11 protein-coding genes are annotated in these 15,136 nt (G+C 32.5%); 3 read left to right on the forward strand and 8 right to left on the reverse strand.

Annotated elements, in window-relative coordinates:
- Window positions 1-13 precede the first annotated feature (13 nt).
- Genes FNW52_RS07010 through FNW52_RS07030 form a run of 5 tightly spaced genes read right to left on the reverse strand, consistent with a single transcriptional unit; the run spans window position 14 to window position 5,424 of the window.
- Window positions 14-793, reverse strand: a complete 780-nt coding sequence (locus FNW52_RS07010; protein ID WP_143376749.1) for a hypothetical protein — start codon at window positions 791-793, stop codon at window positions 14-16.
- On the reverse strand, window positions 790-1,242 hold the full coding sequence (locus tag FNW52_RS07015) for a hypothetical protein (protein ID WP_143376750.1): 453 nt from the start codon (window positions 1,240-1,242) through the stop codon (window positions 790-792). Before FNW52_RS07015 ends, FNW52_RS07010 begins: the two co-directional genes overlap by 4 nt.
- A complete protein-coding gene (locus tag FNW52_RS07020) occupies window positions 1,242-3,791 on the reverse strand; it encodes a hypothetical protein (RefSeq protein WP_143376751.1) in 2,550 nt (849 codons plus the stop codon). Before FNW52_RS07020 ends, FNW52_RS07015 begins: the two co-directional genes overlap by 1 nt.
- A gap of 11 nt (window positions 3,792-3,802) precedes the next feature.
- The gene (locus FNW52_RS07025) at window positions 3,803-4,291 is read right to left on the reverse strand and encodes a DUF4280 domain-containing protein (protein WP_143376752.1); all 489 of its coding nucleotides are present in this window, start codon (window positions 4,289-4,291) and stop codon (window positions 3,803-3,805) included.
- A 17-nt stretch (window positions 4,292-4,308) separates the two neighbouring features.
- Window positions 4,309-5,424 carry a hypothetical protein gene (locus tag FNW52_RS07030; RefSeq protein ID WP_143376753.1) on the reverse strand — a complete coding sequence of 372 codons (1,116 nt, stop codon included), beginning with the start codon at window positions 5,422-5,424 and terminating at the stop codon, window positions 4,309-4,311.
- Between the two features lie 488 nt (window positions 5,425-5,912).
- Here FNW52_RS07030 and FNW52_RS07035 point away from each other — a divergent pair, with 488 nt between their 5' ends.
- The 3 genes from FNW52_RS07035 (at window position 5,913) to FNW52_RS07040 (ending at window position 11,786) form a co-directional block, all read left to right on the forward strand.
- Window positions 5,913-7,922: a PAS domain-containing protein gene (locus FNW52_RS07035; protein ID WP_143376754.1), complete on the forward strand. Its 2,010-nt coding sequence runs from the start codon at window positions 5,913-5,915 to the stop codon at window positions 7,920-7,922.
- Window positions 7,923-8,340: 418 nt separating this feature from the next.
- Entirely contained in the window at window positions 8,341-8,487 is a 147-nt protein-coding gene (locus FNW52_RS20955; RefSeq protein ID WP_221933385.1) for a hypothetical protein, read from the forward strand.
- Window positions 8,484-11,786, forward strand: a complete 3,303-nt coding sequence (locus FNW52_RS07040; protein ID WP_143376755.1) for a PAS domain S-box protein — start codon at window positions 8,484-8,486, stop codon at window positions 11,784-11,786. The genes FNW52_RS20955 and FNW52_RS07040 overlap by 4 nt, the downstream gene beginning before the upstream one ends.
- A gap of 7 nt (window positions 11,787-11,793) precedes the next feature.
- Here the strand turns inward: FNW52_RS07040 and FNW52_RS07045 are convergent, their stop codons facing one another.
- The 3 genes from FNW52_RS07045 to FNW52_RS07055 all read right to left on the reverse strand — a co-directional run bounded on the left by FNW52_RS07045 (window position 11,794) and on the right by FNW52_RS07055 (window position 15,066).
- Entirely contained in the window at window positions 11,794-14,034 is a 2,241-nt protein-coding gene (locus FNW52_RS07045) for an ammonia-forming cytochrome c nitrite reductase subunit c552 (protein WP_221933386.1), read from the reverse strand.
- A 144-nt stretch (window positions 14,035-14,178) separates the two neighbouring features.
- On the reverse strand, window positions 14,179-14,400 hold the full coding sequence (locus tag FNW52_RS07050) for a hypothetical protein (protein ID WP_143376756.1): 222 nt from the start codon (window positions 14,398-14,400) through the stop codon (window positions 14,179-14,181).
- Window positions 14,401-14,679: 279 nt separating this feature from the next.
- Window positions 14,680-15,066, reverse strand: a complete 387-nt coding sequence (locus tag FNW52_RS07055) for a DUF2147 domain-containing protein (RefSeq protein WP_143376757.1) — start codon at window positions 15,064-15,066, stop codon at window positions 14,680-14,682.
- Between the last annotated feature and the right edge of the window lie 70 nt (window positions 15,067-15,136).

The following is a 15,136-nucleotide window of genomic DNA, read 5'->3' on the forward strand; positions in this document are numbered from 1 at the left end:
ACGTCTGGGATAATTATCTAATTATAGTTAATGGTGCTCCATTAGTCTTACGATGATATATCGCCATTTCTGTAAATCCATATTCTTTTTCATTTTCTGACACAAATACAAACCCAGGAGAATCTTTTATTTTTCTTAAAGCTACAAGTTTGTAATCCGCATAAAACTCAAGTTTATAATCCTTAAATTCAATAGGTTTGAACTTCTCAGGAATGCCATCAAAAAATGAATCCTCCCCTTCCTTGATTTCTTCTTGCGATTTATAAAAACTTTTGTATTGATCATTTAATCTGTCAATATGATATATTTTATACGCTTCAGTATCTTTTGTTTGCAGTATTTTTATTATTTTGTTTTGCTCGAATTCTAAAGCCTTCAAAATAGTAACTTTGGATTCGTGTTCTAAGCTAACAGAATTTTTAAATCCCATCAATTTATAAGGTACTATTGCTTCAAAAAAATTACTGAATGAAAAAATAGGCAAACTTTTATGTTCAAATGAAGGTGCTTTTGTTGTATAAATTGTTGTTTTTTCTGCGTAGCTCATATTCGCTTCTTTTACAAATATATTTATTTCAACAGTTGCTTCGTGAATTATGTTTTTATCATTTCCTAAGGGTAAAACAATAAATGTAATTTTTTGCTTGCCACTTTCCAAAATAAAATTATTTATGGGTAAATCTACTGCCATGCCACCTTCTTGATAATTACCAAAAAAGGGAATATCATTTATTTCCAATTCTATTGAGCAACCGCTTGTTTTTAATTCTATTTGATAAAATGGTTCTTTCATATTTTTAATTTATTTTGCTTTATTAAAACGTCTTTGAGTGATAGATTATTCTTGCTGTAAATCAATTTTGACCCTTGTATTTTGATATTTGCAGAAATTTCAATCCAATTTCTAATGTTATTCAAATCATTAATTTCATTATTTTGATTAAGATTCTTCTTTAATTCAAGTAAAACTAATTTAGCATTGTCTTCTACTGTGTTTACCCTAATTTCCAATGAATATTTATTAAATAAATTCATAATAAAAGAGGAAAATTTGCTCAAAATGGTATTGTTAGAATTATAATATTTTGCTGGTTCAGTTAAATAAAAAATAATTTCAATTGGAAAATTTGCATCATCATCCGAACTAATTAGTATAGAATCTATGTCCTTATATTTTATTTCTGTTGTTATGCCAATTTCATCAATTAATATACTCTCATTTTTACTTTTAACTCTCATCATTATTTTTGGTAAGTTGTTTCTGGTCCATATAAAGTTTCCCTATCTAAAACAGTAAATTTTTGTTTGTAATTAGGTGGTGCGTTAACTTTACGATTATTATTAATCAATATAATTGTAATAGTCATTTCTGCTCCTGTCCATTTAATTTCAGTTTTAGTGAATTTACCCTTATCTTTGTCGTATCCATTTTCTTGTTTGTAAACAACACCCGTAGAAACAACACCTTCAATTTTGAAAGATTCTTGCTCAGTTTTATCTATGTCAATTACGTTACCTTGAATTCTTTTTGTATTTGCTACAAAAATTACATCTTTCTTTTTTATTCCAGCTTTTATAGAAAATGTCAACTCGGCACTAACTGTTTGCTTTGTTTTTGGGTCAAATCCATCTATTTCATTATATGATAAACCAATATCAAAATCTATTTTAGAAGCTACTTCAACTATTATATAAAGATCTGCTTTTGTTATTTTTTTTATAATATTAATAAGCCATTCTAATACTAAACCTACTAATCCTCCAAATTTATCTAAATTTTGCAAAAGATCTATACTTATTTTAGCTCCAATTAGAGGTTTAAAACCTGCCCCCCCAGTATAGCATAATACTGCTTCATTGTTTAATTTCGCATAGTTATATTTCCATTTTAAAAGAAATACAATACTTGGAGGGTCTATGTCAAATGTTATTTTTTTTAATGTCCCTGTTTCTATTGCTGCGGAATAGCCATTTTCATCTTTACCCTTAAAAAAATTTAAAAATTTGACTACTCCATTATATGTATCAATTATTCTTTCAATATTTTTAACAAAATCTAATGAAATTTGATTTATATGATTGCCAGAATTAATAGAATATTTTAAAGCCAAAGAATAACCTAAACTTCCTTTTTCAATAATGTTTCCTGTATCTTCTAACTTAATTCCCTTAAACTTATATTGTCCTAAATCCGCTTCAAGCTTTTTGTAAGTCATTTTATCACTTTTGAATCTCAAACCAGGGCCAGTAGCGATTATAAAAGCAAGTTCCCATTCAATATCTGGTAAAACAGTAATATTAACATCATGTTGATGTCTACATGTTGATGCTTTAAATTTTATTTTATTTAATTTATGATTTTGAGCATAACTATTTGTTAAAATAAAATAGTTTTTTAATATGTCAATTGTGTCTCCGTATTGAAAACCTGCCTCAAAATCTACTTTTGTAGGTGTTTGACTTAATATGGTAACATTCTGCGGGGGAGAACTGCCAACCGTGAGCTGTTTGGTGTGTTTGTTTTTTACTTTTTTTTCGTTTTCTGTTTTTGTTCTCTCGCATTCTGCAACATTACTTTTTTTATCAACTTGTATGGTGTATTTCTTTTTCTTGCTTCCTGCAATTACACCGGTCTCTATAGTTGAGGTAGTTTTTTTTGTATCGTCCTGTTTGTATAATTCTGTAATTTCTCCTTTGTCATTTATAAGTTCTATTGCAGTATATTGACACGGTGCAAAATTTGCCACATTAGTCTCAACTTTACCCACAAGCAAAGGATTGTTAGTCGGTTCAATAACCGTTTGGCGAAACGCTCCGTCTAGGTTTACTGCTAAAAAACATTTGCTAGGAATCTTTAAAAAAAGTCCTGTTTCTTTAGATTTTACCGTTGGGTAAATTTTGAGTTCTTTGCCTGCTGTAAGCATCCATGCTATGTCTACCAAAACGGGTAGTCTTATTTTTTGCACGTGCGATTCTGATTTTCCATTTATTTTTATCCCGCCAGAGACTCCTACTTTATCTATTTCGTTTGGAAGTGTTTTAAATACGAGTGCTTCACTTACAAAATGACCTTTATTAGAAATCGGTAATAAATCATCGGGATCTGCGGTATCCTTGTCCCATAATGCAATTTCCAAATCTTGACCATAAAGCCCCTTGGTGTAAATATTTAATAATACGGTCGAACAGAAACTTACGGCTCCTACTATTGGTTTGCAATCTAGATCGGTCCATTCGACTCTCACAATTTCTGGAATTCCCACAGCTCTTACAAACATTCCATGCGGCACTTTGCCTGTAGCAGGGTCGTTTTGAGTAAATACTTCTAGCCAAGCCATGCCGCCGCCTACTAAAATTTCCGGGAAATTGATTTGTTTCTCACCTTCTTTAGGCAAACCTTTTACAAAGTCATCATTGGTAGACATTGTTTTTCCCTCCATGCCATTTCCTACAGTTTCCCAGCACCAACTTAATGTAGCGAGTTCCTCATGAAGTTTTTTATTAAAGGCATCTCTCTCTTTGTTGTATTCGGCCTCTTTTTTGTCACGCTCTTTATGATCTTTTACATAGACTTTTCTGTCATCAACATCAGGCATGGCAAAAACTTGTTCTTGGGTTAATCGCTTAAAAGGGGCTAACTTTTCTGGAGCGCCCTCGTGCAATCCGTCACTTTTTGTTATGTCAACCGTAAATGCTCCCGCCTTGGCAAGGGTTAAGCAACCCATTCCAGCATCATATTTTTGGTCTTTGCCAAGTGGCATTTTGGGGATAAGATGTAGATTCTTACTCATGTTTGTATTTTTTAAGCCTTGTTTTCAATCATTAAAATAGCATTACCCAAATCCGTAAAGTTCACACCAGGCAAGATTTCGTTTAATACTTCTGGTTTACTGCTCTCCGTATTTTTTTTGGTCACTTCTGCAGTTTGTCCATGATCTTTTATGGTGATACAATCGGGAGCTCCCATGGGGCAAGTTGCTTTACTGTCTTCGAGCAAGCCTTTACCTTTGTTAGAGTAGGTTACTTTTTCGTACATACCGCTCCACTTGGTAATATTAGTCATACAGGGCAAGTAATCATTCCCAGCAGGCTGTTTTTTACATTTGCCAAAGGTGTTTTTCTCCATTGTTTGCCCAATCTCTTTATCGGTGGCAATGAGTTTTTTACTGCCATCTTTGTCGTTGGCGTAATGCTTAGCATGTGTCAATACTTTTAGTTTGTCTGTTTTGGGCTCTACACTAAACTGGCATTGGCAGGTTGCTCCTTGTACGACAAAATGTTTCTCGGCCATAATAAATAGTATTGGGTTTACTTGTTTTTATTGAAAATTGATTTGGTTCTAGTCCAGAAATTAGCTTTTTCTACAATTGGTTCATCATCGTCAACTAATAATGAAATTCGGTTTTCTGAATATACGGGTTTAATTTTGGGCTTAGGAGGTGCGTTTCTAATTTTTGCGGTTATATCGATAATATCATCGTCCTCTTTGTCTTGATAATATTGCCATAGATCCCTGTTTTCTCTCATACTTTTGCGAGATTCCGGTCTGTATGAACTGTTTTCGGGTAAATGATAGATTTCTGTTTGTATCGTTTTGTGTTTTTGTGCTGTTATTTGTGTTTTGAAAGTTGCGATAATTGAAAATATACTTCTGTCTTCTCCATACAACTTGTATTGTACTTCCATTTCAGAGTCCAGTGGTTTTGATTCAATTTCTGCCATTTTAGATTTGGGATAGTTGCACTTATCTAGAACTTCTTGAATGGTTCTTTCATCAATAGATTTTCCTTTGGCATTTATGAAAATTTTATTGGTTGGAGAATAATTTTCTTCTACCGTATGATGAACTTCATATTTTATGTTTTGATTTCCAAATACAGGCGATTCCCATATAGATACAGTTGGTTTGTTTTGATTGTAGCTTTTATACAATGGCTTGAAAAATAAATGAAAAAACCAGTTTTTCTCAATTGATTGCTGTAGCTTTTTTTGATTTAGCAATACCATTTCGGTTTTAAGGATTATTTCTTGAACTATTTCTCCTTGGTAATAATTCAATACATTTTCTTTTATTGGCGTCCATCTTTGTTTAATTGCTTCATGATTGATAATTTGAACAATCTCGCCCTCCTGGTTTGTTTTTACCCGAATAGGGAAAATTGCTTGAGCACATGAATGGGCTAACTGTTCCATTTTTAAATCGGGAGCTTGATTGTCAATAAAAATTTGTTTCCTGTTTATTTCAAAAATGGCATAGCTATAATCGTTTTCATCGCATATTATTTCCGTTTCGTAATGAAAGGTGCTGATTAATTCCTCATTTTCGAAATTTTGATAGGTAAAACCGTAATTCCTTTTTTGAGTGAAAGGATTAAGATTTATTCGAAACTCTTTTTCTGAGGATATTTTTTTAGAATTTTGCATGTACTTATTTATTCTTTCGAATAGCTTATTTTTTTTAGATTTCAAATGTAGGTATTTATTTTAAATACAATGATTTTTTACGCATTGTTATCTTGTTAAATTGGCGTTTTGTACTGAGAATGCATTTCATTTTAATTTGTTTTTACTGAATTATCCATCTTCATAAAGAAGTCTAATGTGAACTAGGTGTTTAAATAATTCAAATTAGGTAAGAATCAATACAAAGCATCATTTGATTATAGATGATTGTACTAAATTGGTACGTCTAATGGCAATAAACTAGAACCAGTTTTATTTTTTGCAAATTGGTTGTGGCTTTATATTTTGTGGCTTTAAAAAAACTTAAAAGGGTAAGAATTGTGGTAGAATATGCTTTACGAATAATCGTATTTATTTTTTTTGAAAGATGTCTTATTTAGACATGACTATATTATATTTGTGAAACATTAGCGCTCAAATAACCAATCAACCATTTTGAATTTTATACAATGATAAATGTAAAACCAACCTACCAAGAATTGCTTGAGAAAGCAAACGAACAAGAAATACAAATAAAAAAAGTAATTACTGAAAAAAATGCAATTACAAATTTTGAATTTTTTGTAAATGAATCCCCAGATTTAGTCTGTATTGCAGATTTTGATTGCTATTTTAAAGTTGTAAATCCAGCATTTGCTAGAGTGTTAGGTTACTCAAAAGAAGAATTGTTATCTAAACCATTTATCGATTTTGTTCACCCAGAAGATTTAGAAAAAACAAAAGCCGAAGTACAGTTTTTGACGTATAATAATCCCAGCGTAGATTTTGAGAATCGCTACATTACCAAAAGTGGAGGAGTAGTTTATTTGCAATGGAAGGCTAATTTGAATGTATCTAATAATTTGATATATGCCATTGCAAGAGATATAACAGAAACTAGAAAAACTCAGAAAAAGCTATTGTCTAGCGAAAGATCACTGAATGAAGCCCAAAAAATTGCTAAAATAGGAAGTTGGGACTTTAATTTAATGACACAAGAATTGAACTGGTCTAATGAGTTGTATAAAATTTTTGAAATTCAAAATAAACCAAATAATCCTAATCTTTATGCAGAGTATTTATCCCGTTTTACACCAGAAGATGCTGAATTATTAAATGTAAACGTTGCAAATACCATTGCAAATAATATTCCTTACGAAATGGAACACCAAATCGTTTTGGACAACGAAAAAACGAAATGGGTTTTTTGTACAGGAGTTCCAATTGTTGATGATACCAATACTGTCATTGCCCTAAAAGGCGTAGTGCAAGATATTACCCAGAAAAAGCAAATTGATGAAACCATTAAAGCCAAAGAAAAAGCAGAAGCTGCTAATAAAGCCAAATCTGATTTTCTGGCAAACATGAGCCATGAAATACGAACACCGCTAAACGGAATTGTAGGTTTTACCGATTTATTGTTGAAAATGAATTTCGATAAAGACCAATTAGAATATCTCAATATGGTAAATGAATCAGCAAATACATTGATGGATATTATCAATAATATTTTGGATTTTTCTAAAATTGAAGCGGGTAAACTGGAATTGGATTTTGAAGAAATTGATCTCCATGAATTGTCGCATCAAATTATTAATTTATTTAAATACGAAGCCAATTATAAAAAAATTGATTTAATAATTAACATCGATACTAAAGTTCCGCAATATATAATTGGAGATTCTATTCGATTAAAACAAATCGTATTGAATTTATTGAGTAATGCCATGAAGTTTACTTTTTTTGGACATGTCAGACTAAATGTAAATCTGGTTGAGGAAAAAGATGGATTTTCAAAAATAAAATTTTCTGTAAAAGACACAGGTATTGGAATCAAAACAAAAAACCAAAAGAAAATATTTCAGTCTTTTGTTCAGGCAGATAGCACAACGACTAGGAAATATGGAGGAACAGGTTTAGGACTGGCAATTTCAAATCAACTTTTAGGGTTAAAAAATAGTGAGCTCAAATTAAAAAGCACTTTTGGAGAAGGAAGTGATTTTTTCTTTACAATTGAGTTCGAAAAAGTGAATGAAAAAATGGAAGAGCTGCCTTTTATTCCTGAAATAAAAGTAAAAAATAAAAGGGATACCTCTGAACGACATTCCGATTTAAAAATTTTGATAGCCGAAGACAACAAAATCAACATGCTTTTGGCAAAGACACTCATCAAAAATTTATTCGATAAATGCACCATTATTGAAGCAACCAATGGTTATGAAGCGGTACAAAAAGTGCTAACGACAATTCCAGATATTGTTTTAATGGACATTCAAATGCCTATTCTTAATGGGTACGATGCCTCTCGAGAAATCCGAAAATTAAAAGAGTTCAGGCACATCCCTATAATTGCATTAACTGCTGGAGTTTTAAGTGGCGAAAAAGAAAGATGTTTAGAGCACGGTATGACCGATTATATATCAAAACCCATTAATCGAGTGGAGTTAGAGGAAACGGTATTTAAATGGTTGAATGAGTAATACTAAATGATATTATAGTGTGCTTTTGAATTCAAAATAGTCCTGTTTTAATCGAAAAACAATCTAGTCTTTCTTTATTTTTTTAAATAAAGAAAGACTTTTTTTTTGAACTTATATTTTATTTCTAATGAATAAGAAGTGTTGTTTTTTGATGTTTTATTTACATAATATATTTCTTAATTTATTATGTAAATAATTGAATATGACCTAATTATTTAATGATTAGCATATTGTGTAAAGTAATTTTTTATATCTTTAAGCTTATATGTTTGTTAGATGGTTTTGTTTATTAATTCATTTTTTGCTATGTGATTATGAAATGAACACGATCTAAAATTGGAAGGAAAACCAATAAAGATATGCGACCCGAGATTTTGCGAATAGGCGAAGGAATTAGATACCATCGATAAAATAATAAATGTCTGTATATGAAATGAGCATGACCATAAATTGGTCGCAATTGAAAATCATCGAATATCAAAATAAAATAGTAACAGATGAGATAAACACCAATGAAGATTTGGCGATACCATATTCCAACAAAAACAATAGTATCTACGTATGAAAGAAAATAGACGCTCTGTTGAAGAATTACTCCAAAAAACAAAAAAACTAGAGTTAGAACTCCTTAAATTGCAAAAGAAAGAAGATTCGATAGTTAATTTTGAATTTTTTACTCGAGAGACATCAGACTTTATTTGTGTTACGGATTTTAATACTTATTTCAAAAAATTCAACCCCGCTTTTGTTAAAAAATTAGGATATTCTAAACGGGAATTGCTACAGCACAGTTATTTAAAATGTATTCATCCCGAGGATATAGCCCAGACCAATGAGGTATTACAGAAGCTTTTGCAAGGAACCACTTCGGTAAATTTTGAAAACAGAATTCTAAAGAAAAATGGAGAATATTTTTTGGTGCAATGGACTACCATCATAAATCTTTCAAAAAAACTCATTTATGCAATTGGTAGAGATATTACCGAAATAAAAAAAATTCAGGAAAAATTAATCGCCAGTGAGAGTTTATTAAATGATGCTCAGAAAATAGCTAAAATAGGCAGTTGGGAATTTAATTTAGTATCGAATGCTTTGATTTGGTCTGACGAATTATTTCGGATTTTTGAAATTTCAAAAGGTGCAGAGGACGATTTGTATGCCAATTATTTAAGCCGTTTTACACCAGAAGATAAAGAAGTACTAGATAATAAGATAAACGAATCTATTGCTAGTAAAAAGCCTTATGAAATTATACATAAAGTACTTTTGCCCAAAAATCGTTTTAAGTGGGTTTACGGGACAGGAGTTCCTGTAGTCAATGAGAATGGAGATGTTATAGCTTTAAGAGGAGTTGCTCAAGATATAACCGAGAAAAAACGAATTGAAGATGAAATTATAGCCAAAGAAAAAGAAGTGGCTGCCATTAAGGAAAAAAAGCGAGAACAAGAGAGTAATGCTAAATTCAGGAATTATGTAGAGAATGCTCCCGAAGGTGTTTTTGTAGCCAATGAAAAAGGTTGTTTTTTAGAAGTTAATCCAGCAGCAACAAAAATTACAGGTTTTTCTAAAAGTAGGTTGTTAAAAATGTCCCTTCAAGATTTAACACCTCCAGCGTCAATAGCTAGTGTTATTGCTAATTTAGAAACCCTCTTGCAAAAAGGAGCTTTAAATGTTATTATGCCTTTTGCTCATAAAAATGGAACTATTTGTAGCTGGTCTATTGATGCCGTTAAACTTTCGGAGACGCAAGTGCTTTTGTTTGCAAAAGATGTTACAGAACGGATTCAAATAATAGAGGCATTAAGAGAAAAAGAAGAACGTTTTAGGATTTTGGTAGAGAATGCTCCAGAAGCTCTTGTAGTAATGGATATGGAGCAACAAAAATTTGTTACTGTTAGTCAAAGTGCTTTGGTTTTATTTAAAATGACAGAAAGAGAACTATTGCAAGTAGGACCAATAGACTTAAGCCCAGAATACCAACCCAACGGTATGTTGTCAGCAGAACTAGCAGAGAAAAAAATTTCAGAAGCCATTGCAGGAGGGAAGCCAACATTTGAATGGATTCACCTAGATAGCGAAGGGAAACCTCTTTTTTGTGATGTTCGATTGGTTCGATTGCCCGACGAAAATAAAACGTTAATTCGAGCCAGTATTATTGATATTACGGAGCGAAAAAGTGCCGAAGAACGACTGAAAGAAAGTGAATTATTCTTGAAAGAAACTCAAATAATAGCAGAACTAGGGACTTATAGTATCAATATGACTACTGGAAATTGGACGCATACTGATTTAGTAAACTCTATTTTTGGGATTGACTCCAGTTATGATTTAAACTCCAAAAAATGGCTGTCAATAGTTCATCCCGCTTGGCGTAAAATTATGATTGATTATCTATTGGATGAGGTTGTTGGAAAAAAGATGCAATTTAATAAAGAATATAAAATAATTAGAGTTAACGATAATGAGGAACGTTGGGTTCATGCATTGGGTACTTTAAAATGGGATAAAAATAATCAACCTCAAGTTATTGTGGGAGCCATTCGAGATATTACAGAGCGTAAGTTGATGGAAATGGAATTGATTAGTGCCAAAGAAAAAGCCGAGGAAAATGAAAAAGATTTACTTACCAAATATATAGAGTATGAGGAAATTAATGATAAACTGAAACAAACCAACAAGGAGTTAACTAAAGCCAAACAGCAAGCCGAGGAAGCCAATAAAGCAAAGTCTAATTTCTTATCGAATATGAGTCATGAGATTAGAACACCATTAAATGGAATTGTTGGCTTTACAGATTTGCTCATGAAAACAAATCTCGAAAAAAACCAATTGGAGTATATGTCAACTATTAATGTATCTGCCAATTCATTGATGGAAATAATTAATGACATTCTCGATTTTTCTAAAATTGAATCTGGAAAGTTAGAGTTACATATCGAACAAACCGATCTGTATGATCTATTGCACCAAGTCATAGACTTATTTAAGCATCAAGCCAATTTAAAAAATATTGATTTATCGCTAAATATTGGAGACAAAGTGCCTCAATATATCTACGCAGATTCTATCCGGTTTAAGCAAATATTAGTCAACTTAATTAGTAATGCCTTAAAGTTTACTTCGTTTGGGTACATTCGGTTAGATGTTGATTTAGTGAAAATGAGTAAAAAAGATAAATCAACCATTAGATTCTCGATAAAAGATTCAGGAATTGGGATAAAGCAATACAACCAAAAGAAAATTTTTAACTCCTTTGTGCAAGAAGATAATGCTACGTCAAAAAAGTTTGGGGGAACAGGTTTAGGGTTGGCCATATCTAATCTTTTGTTGGAACTAATGGATAGCAGTTTACATTTAGAAAGCAAATATGGCGATGGTAGCGATTTTTTCTTTGCTATTAAATTAAAAAATGCATCTCCAATAAAGACCGCTTTTATAGAATTGACGAATCAGATCATTCAAAGTGAAGTGAATAGGATTAAAAATTCAAATGTCCTAAAAGTTTTAATAGTTGAGGACAATACAATCAATTTGTTTTTGGCTAAAACGTTGGTTAAAAGAATTATTCCTAATGTTATCATTTTTGAAGCCAGAGATGGGAATGAAGGTATTGCGCAATTTGAATTGCATCGACCAGATTTGATTTTAATGGATGTTCAAATGCCTATAAAAAATGGTTATGAAGCAACATTAGAAATTAGAAAACTAAAAAAGGCTAAAAATACACCTATAATTGCCTTAACTGCTGGAATTATGGTTGGAGAAAAAGATAAATGTTTAGAATACGGGATGAATGATTATGTATCAAAACCCATTATTGAATCTGATTTAGAAGCGATATTACATAAATGGTTGCCACAATAACTTACTGCTACACACCCAAATTTTTAAATAACTCCTGATAATTAGGGTTGTTTGGATCCAATTGTTTCAATTGAAAAGCAGTTTGTTGTGCTTTTATCTTGTTCTCAGTCTGAATATAAACAAAAGTAAGGGCATAATAAAGATCGGGAGCAGTAGGGTTTATGGCGATTCCTTTTTGCAAAATAGCTTCAGCCTCTTTGAATTTTTTATTGGCATTCAACATCAAACCATAATTATAATACACTCTTGGATTTTGAGATTTTAAGAAAACTGCTTTGGCAAATGATTTTTCGGCCGCAGGTTTGTCATTCATTTCATTATAAAGCAAAGCCATATTGTAATAAATGCGTTCATTGGCTACATCGTTTTTTAACGCACGTTGCAGTATTTTTAAAGCAGCATCATTCTTTCCAACGGTATTATACAGTGTGGATAAATTGAGCAGGGCATAGTTCATCTGACTGTCTTTTCTAAGTCCTTTTAGGTAAAAAAGTTCGGCATTTGTGTAATCCTGCATTTTAAGATAATAATCGGCAAGCATTATATTCCCTGTCGAAAAATCAGTTTGATAGCGAAGGTATTTTTGTAATTCTATATGTGCAGCATCAAAAGCACTTGCGTATTGACTTGGTATTTGATCTTTGGGCAGGGTTATAAATAAATCGGCGGCAGCGATACGAACGGCTCTTACTTTGTCTGATACTAATGGAGCTACATTGTCTATCCAACCATTTGGAGGGAAATTCGACAAACTGCGTAATGCCCTATATCTCACTTGTGCATCTTTATCATTTAAGCAAGATAATAAAGTAGCTAGACTCGTTGAGGTTGTAATGCTACCCAAGTAAAAAGCAGCAGTAGCTTTTATAATCTCTGGAGTGGTTTTAGTATTGATTAATCGGGCTAAATGGGCTTCACTTTTGGCATCCAATTGGCTTCCCGGAATCAAATCATCGGCAAAATGGTGTTTTCTATTAGGACCATACCATTTGATTACTGCATCGGCCAAGGCTTTTTCGGATTGGTCTTTATGGCAGTTGCTACAAGCATTTGGTGTGCCGTATTTTACAGAAAGATCAGGACGGGGAACTCGAAAACTATGATCGTGACGCAAATCATTTCCCATATACAATTTTCCGGGCATGTGACAGTTTATGCAAGATGCTCCCTTGGATCCCAATGGGTGAAAAGTATGCTTTGGGGTATCATATTTGTTCGCTACATGGCATTGCACACACGTTTGATTGCCTGTGTGTTTCAATTTGGTGCTATGCGGATTATGGCAATTGCTGCATTTTACTCCTTTGCTAAACATTTTACTTTGTAAAAAAGAAGTATAAATATAATCTTCGTCATCTACTTGCCCGTCGGGATGGAAATTCTCGGTATCTGGAATTTGCGGAATGTAATTGTCCATGATTTCCCCACTCTCAATGTGTTTAGCACTAATTTCGGAGACACGGGCATGACAAGGCGCACAGGTATTGATTTGTTCCAATTGACCGGATTTTTTGCCTAATTTCATAAAACTGCCCATCACTTTATCCCCTGATTTATAATCGGCACTGTTTACATACCCAAGGTGTTTTTGGCCTGCGCCATGGCAACTCTCACAACTTACGTTGATGATACTATAACTGGTTTTATAAGAATCAGTTTTGGTGTCGTAATTTTTATGCAAGTTGGTCGAATGGCAGGAGGCGCACATGGTATTCCAATTTTGGGAATTACCGGTCCAATGAAACCAATCGTGAGAAGGTATTTTTTGACCTGCATATTGATTGAACCATTTTTTTTGATTGACATCCCAACTTAAGCGAGGTACTTGCATGCGACCTCCCGGAAAATGAACTAAATATTGTTGTAAGGGTTGGTATCCAAAGATATATTTTACCTCAAAATCGTGGTTTTTTCCATCGTCTCCTTCGGTATTAATGAAAAATTTAGAGCCTTTTTTATAGAATTTACTGGTAATGCCATCGGCAGTGAAAGTCACATTGTTAAAATCTCCTTTTACTGTCGAATCATTCGCAGGAAGCATAGACATATAATGATCGGATTGTTTCCATTGGTGATGCTCGGCAGTATGGCAATTTTTGCAGGATTGATCGCCTACGTAAGCGTTGTTGGAAGAGAGAACCTCGGTATATTCGGCATCTTTTGAACTGCAGCGGTCTACAATAAAAACTCTGAAAACAACAAAAAACAGTATAAGTATTGCAACAGTAATCGATGATTTTTTGATCATGAAAAATAAGTTTTCTCAAAAATATAGAATTATAAAATAGCAGCAAAGGTGTTTTTAGTAATAAATTGTCTGTAAATGAGTTTTTTGCAAAAAAAAAGAGTGTTTGAAGGTTCAAACACTCTTTTAGGGTCATTATAAATTAAATTACGCTTTCTTTTCAGTTTTAGCAGCACAACAAGCTTTTTTTGTTTTATCACAAGCTTTTTTCTCTTCCGCAGAACAGGTTTTGTGATCTTTTGCGCAAGCTTTTTTATCTTTTGCGCTGCATTCTTTTTTCGGAGTTTCTTTTGGTTTTGTCTCTTGAGCATTCACATTCATGCCTGCTGAAAATAGGGCTACAACTAAAACTGCAATTAAATTTTTCATATTTTAAGGTTTTTGATTTTAATGATGATTCAAATTTATTGTTTTTTTTGAAAGGCTGTAATTAATTAACTTTTTTATAACTCAATACCGCCAAAGCGTTTAAAGCGATAGCATAGGCAGTTATAACGGAAAACTGCATTGTGATATCCGAGAAGCTGGCGCCTTTGAGCATGACCATCCTTATGATTTCAACAAAATACGGATTGGATTTAACAAGGTGTTTTTTTTGCATCCGAAAATCAATGAATCAAAAAAAAACACGCAGCACTAAAGGTTGTTTCATTTTATCCTTTTTAATGTTAATGATTTACTGAAAAATAGTTTTTTTACGCTAATTTTAAGTTTGTTTCTATCGGCTAAGACTAATTCGCCGGATGCAGTCATACCACTGGGAGCATTCATTTTGCCTGTATATTTATTTTCGGATGGGTCATATATCAAGTCTTTGAACATAATATGCCCTGCTTTTTCTTTACTGTCTTCACCAGATATTTTGGTGATTTTACCATAGTATTTGCTGTTTTCAAAATAAATCTCAATTTCACGGGGAGAGTCGCTGAATCCCCATTTGCCAATTAAATCATTCGCTTTTTGAGCTTGTGCAGCTGAAAAAACAAGTAACATCGTGGAGAGTACAAAGGATTTTAATTTGGTGTTAAATTTCATGTTTTTTTTAAGTAATTGGTGTGATGTTCGTTTTCTCAATGGCTATACACTGATTTTTGCTATAGCACTA

The organism is Flavobacterium sp. ZT3R18 (assembly GCF_007097385.1).
Classification (GTDB): Bacteria; Bacteroidota; Bacteroidia; order Flavobacteriales; family Flavobacteriaceae; genus Flavobacterium.

Coding starts and splice junctions, on each gene's coding strand:
- FNW52_RS07010 (WP_143376749.1), bottom strand. CDS start 793: ATGAAAGAACCATTTTATCAAATAGAATTAAAAACAAGCGGTTGCTCA.
- FNW52_RS07015 (WP_143376750.1), bottom strand. CDS start 1,242: ATGATGAGAGTTAAAAGTAAAAATGAGAGTATATTAATTGATGAAATT.
- FNW52_RS07020 (WP_143376751.1), bottom strand. CDS start 3,791: ATGAGTAAGAATCTACATCTTATCCCCAAAATGCCACTTGGCAAAGAC.
- FNW52_RS07025 (WP_143376752.1), bottom strand. CDS start 4,291: ATGGCCGAGAAACATTTTGTCGTACAAGGAGCAACCTGCCAATGCCAG.
- FNW52_RS07030 (WP_143376753.1), bottom strand. CDS start 5,424: ATGCAAAATTCTAAAAAAATATCCTCAGAAAAAGAGTTTCGAATAAAT.
- FNW52_RS07035 (WP_143376754.1), top strand. CDS start 5,913: ATGATAAATGTAAAACCAACCTACCAAGAATTGCTTGAGAAAGCAAAC.
- FNW52_RS20955 (WP_221933385.1), top strand. CDS start 8,341: ATGTCTGTATATGAAATGAGCATGACCATAAATTGGTCGCAATTGAAA.
- FNW52_RS07040 (WP_143376755.1), top strand. CDS start 8,484: ATGAAAGAAAATAGACGCTCTGTTGAAGAATTACTCCAAAAAACAAAA.
- FNW52_RS07045 (WP_221933386.1), bottom strand. CDS start 14,034: ATGATCAAAAAATCATCGATTACTGTTGCAATACTTATACTGTTTTTT.
- FNW52_RS07050 (WP_143376756.1), bottom strand. CDS start 14,400: ATGAAAAATTTAATTGCAGTTTTAGTTGTAGCCCTATTTTCAGCAGGC.
- FNW52_RS07055 (WP_143376757.1), bottom strand. CDS start 15,066: ATGAAATTTAACACCAAATTAAAATCCTTTGTACTCTCCACGATGTTA.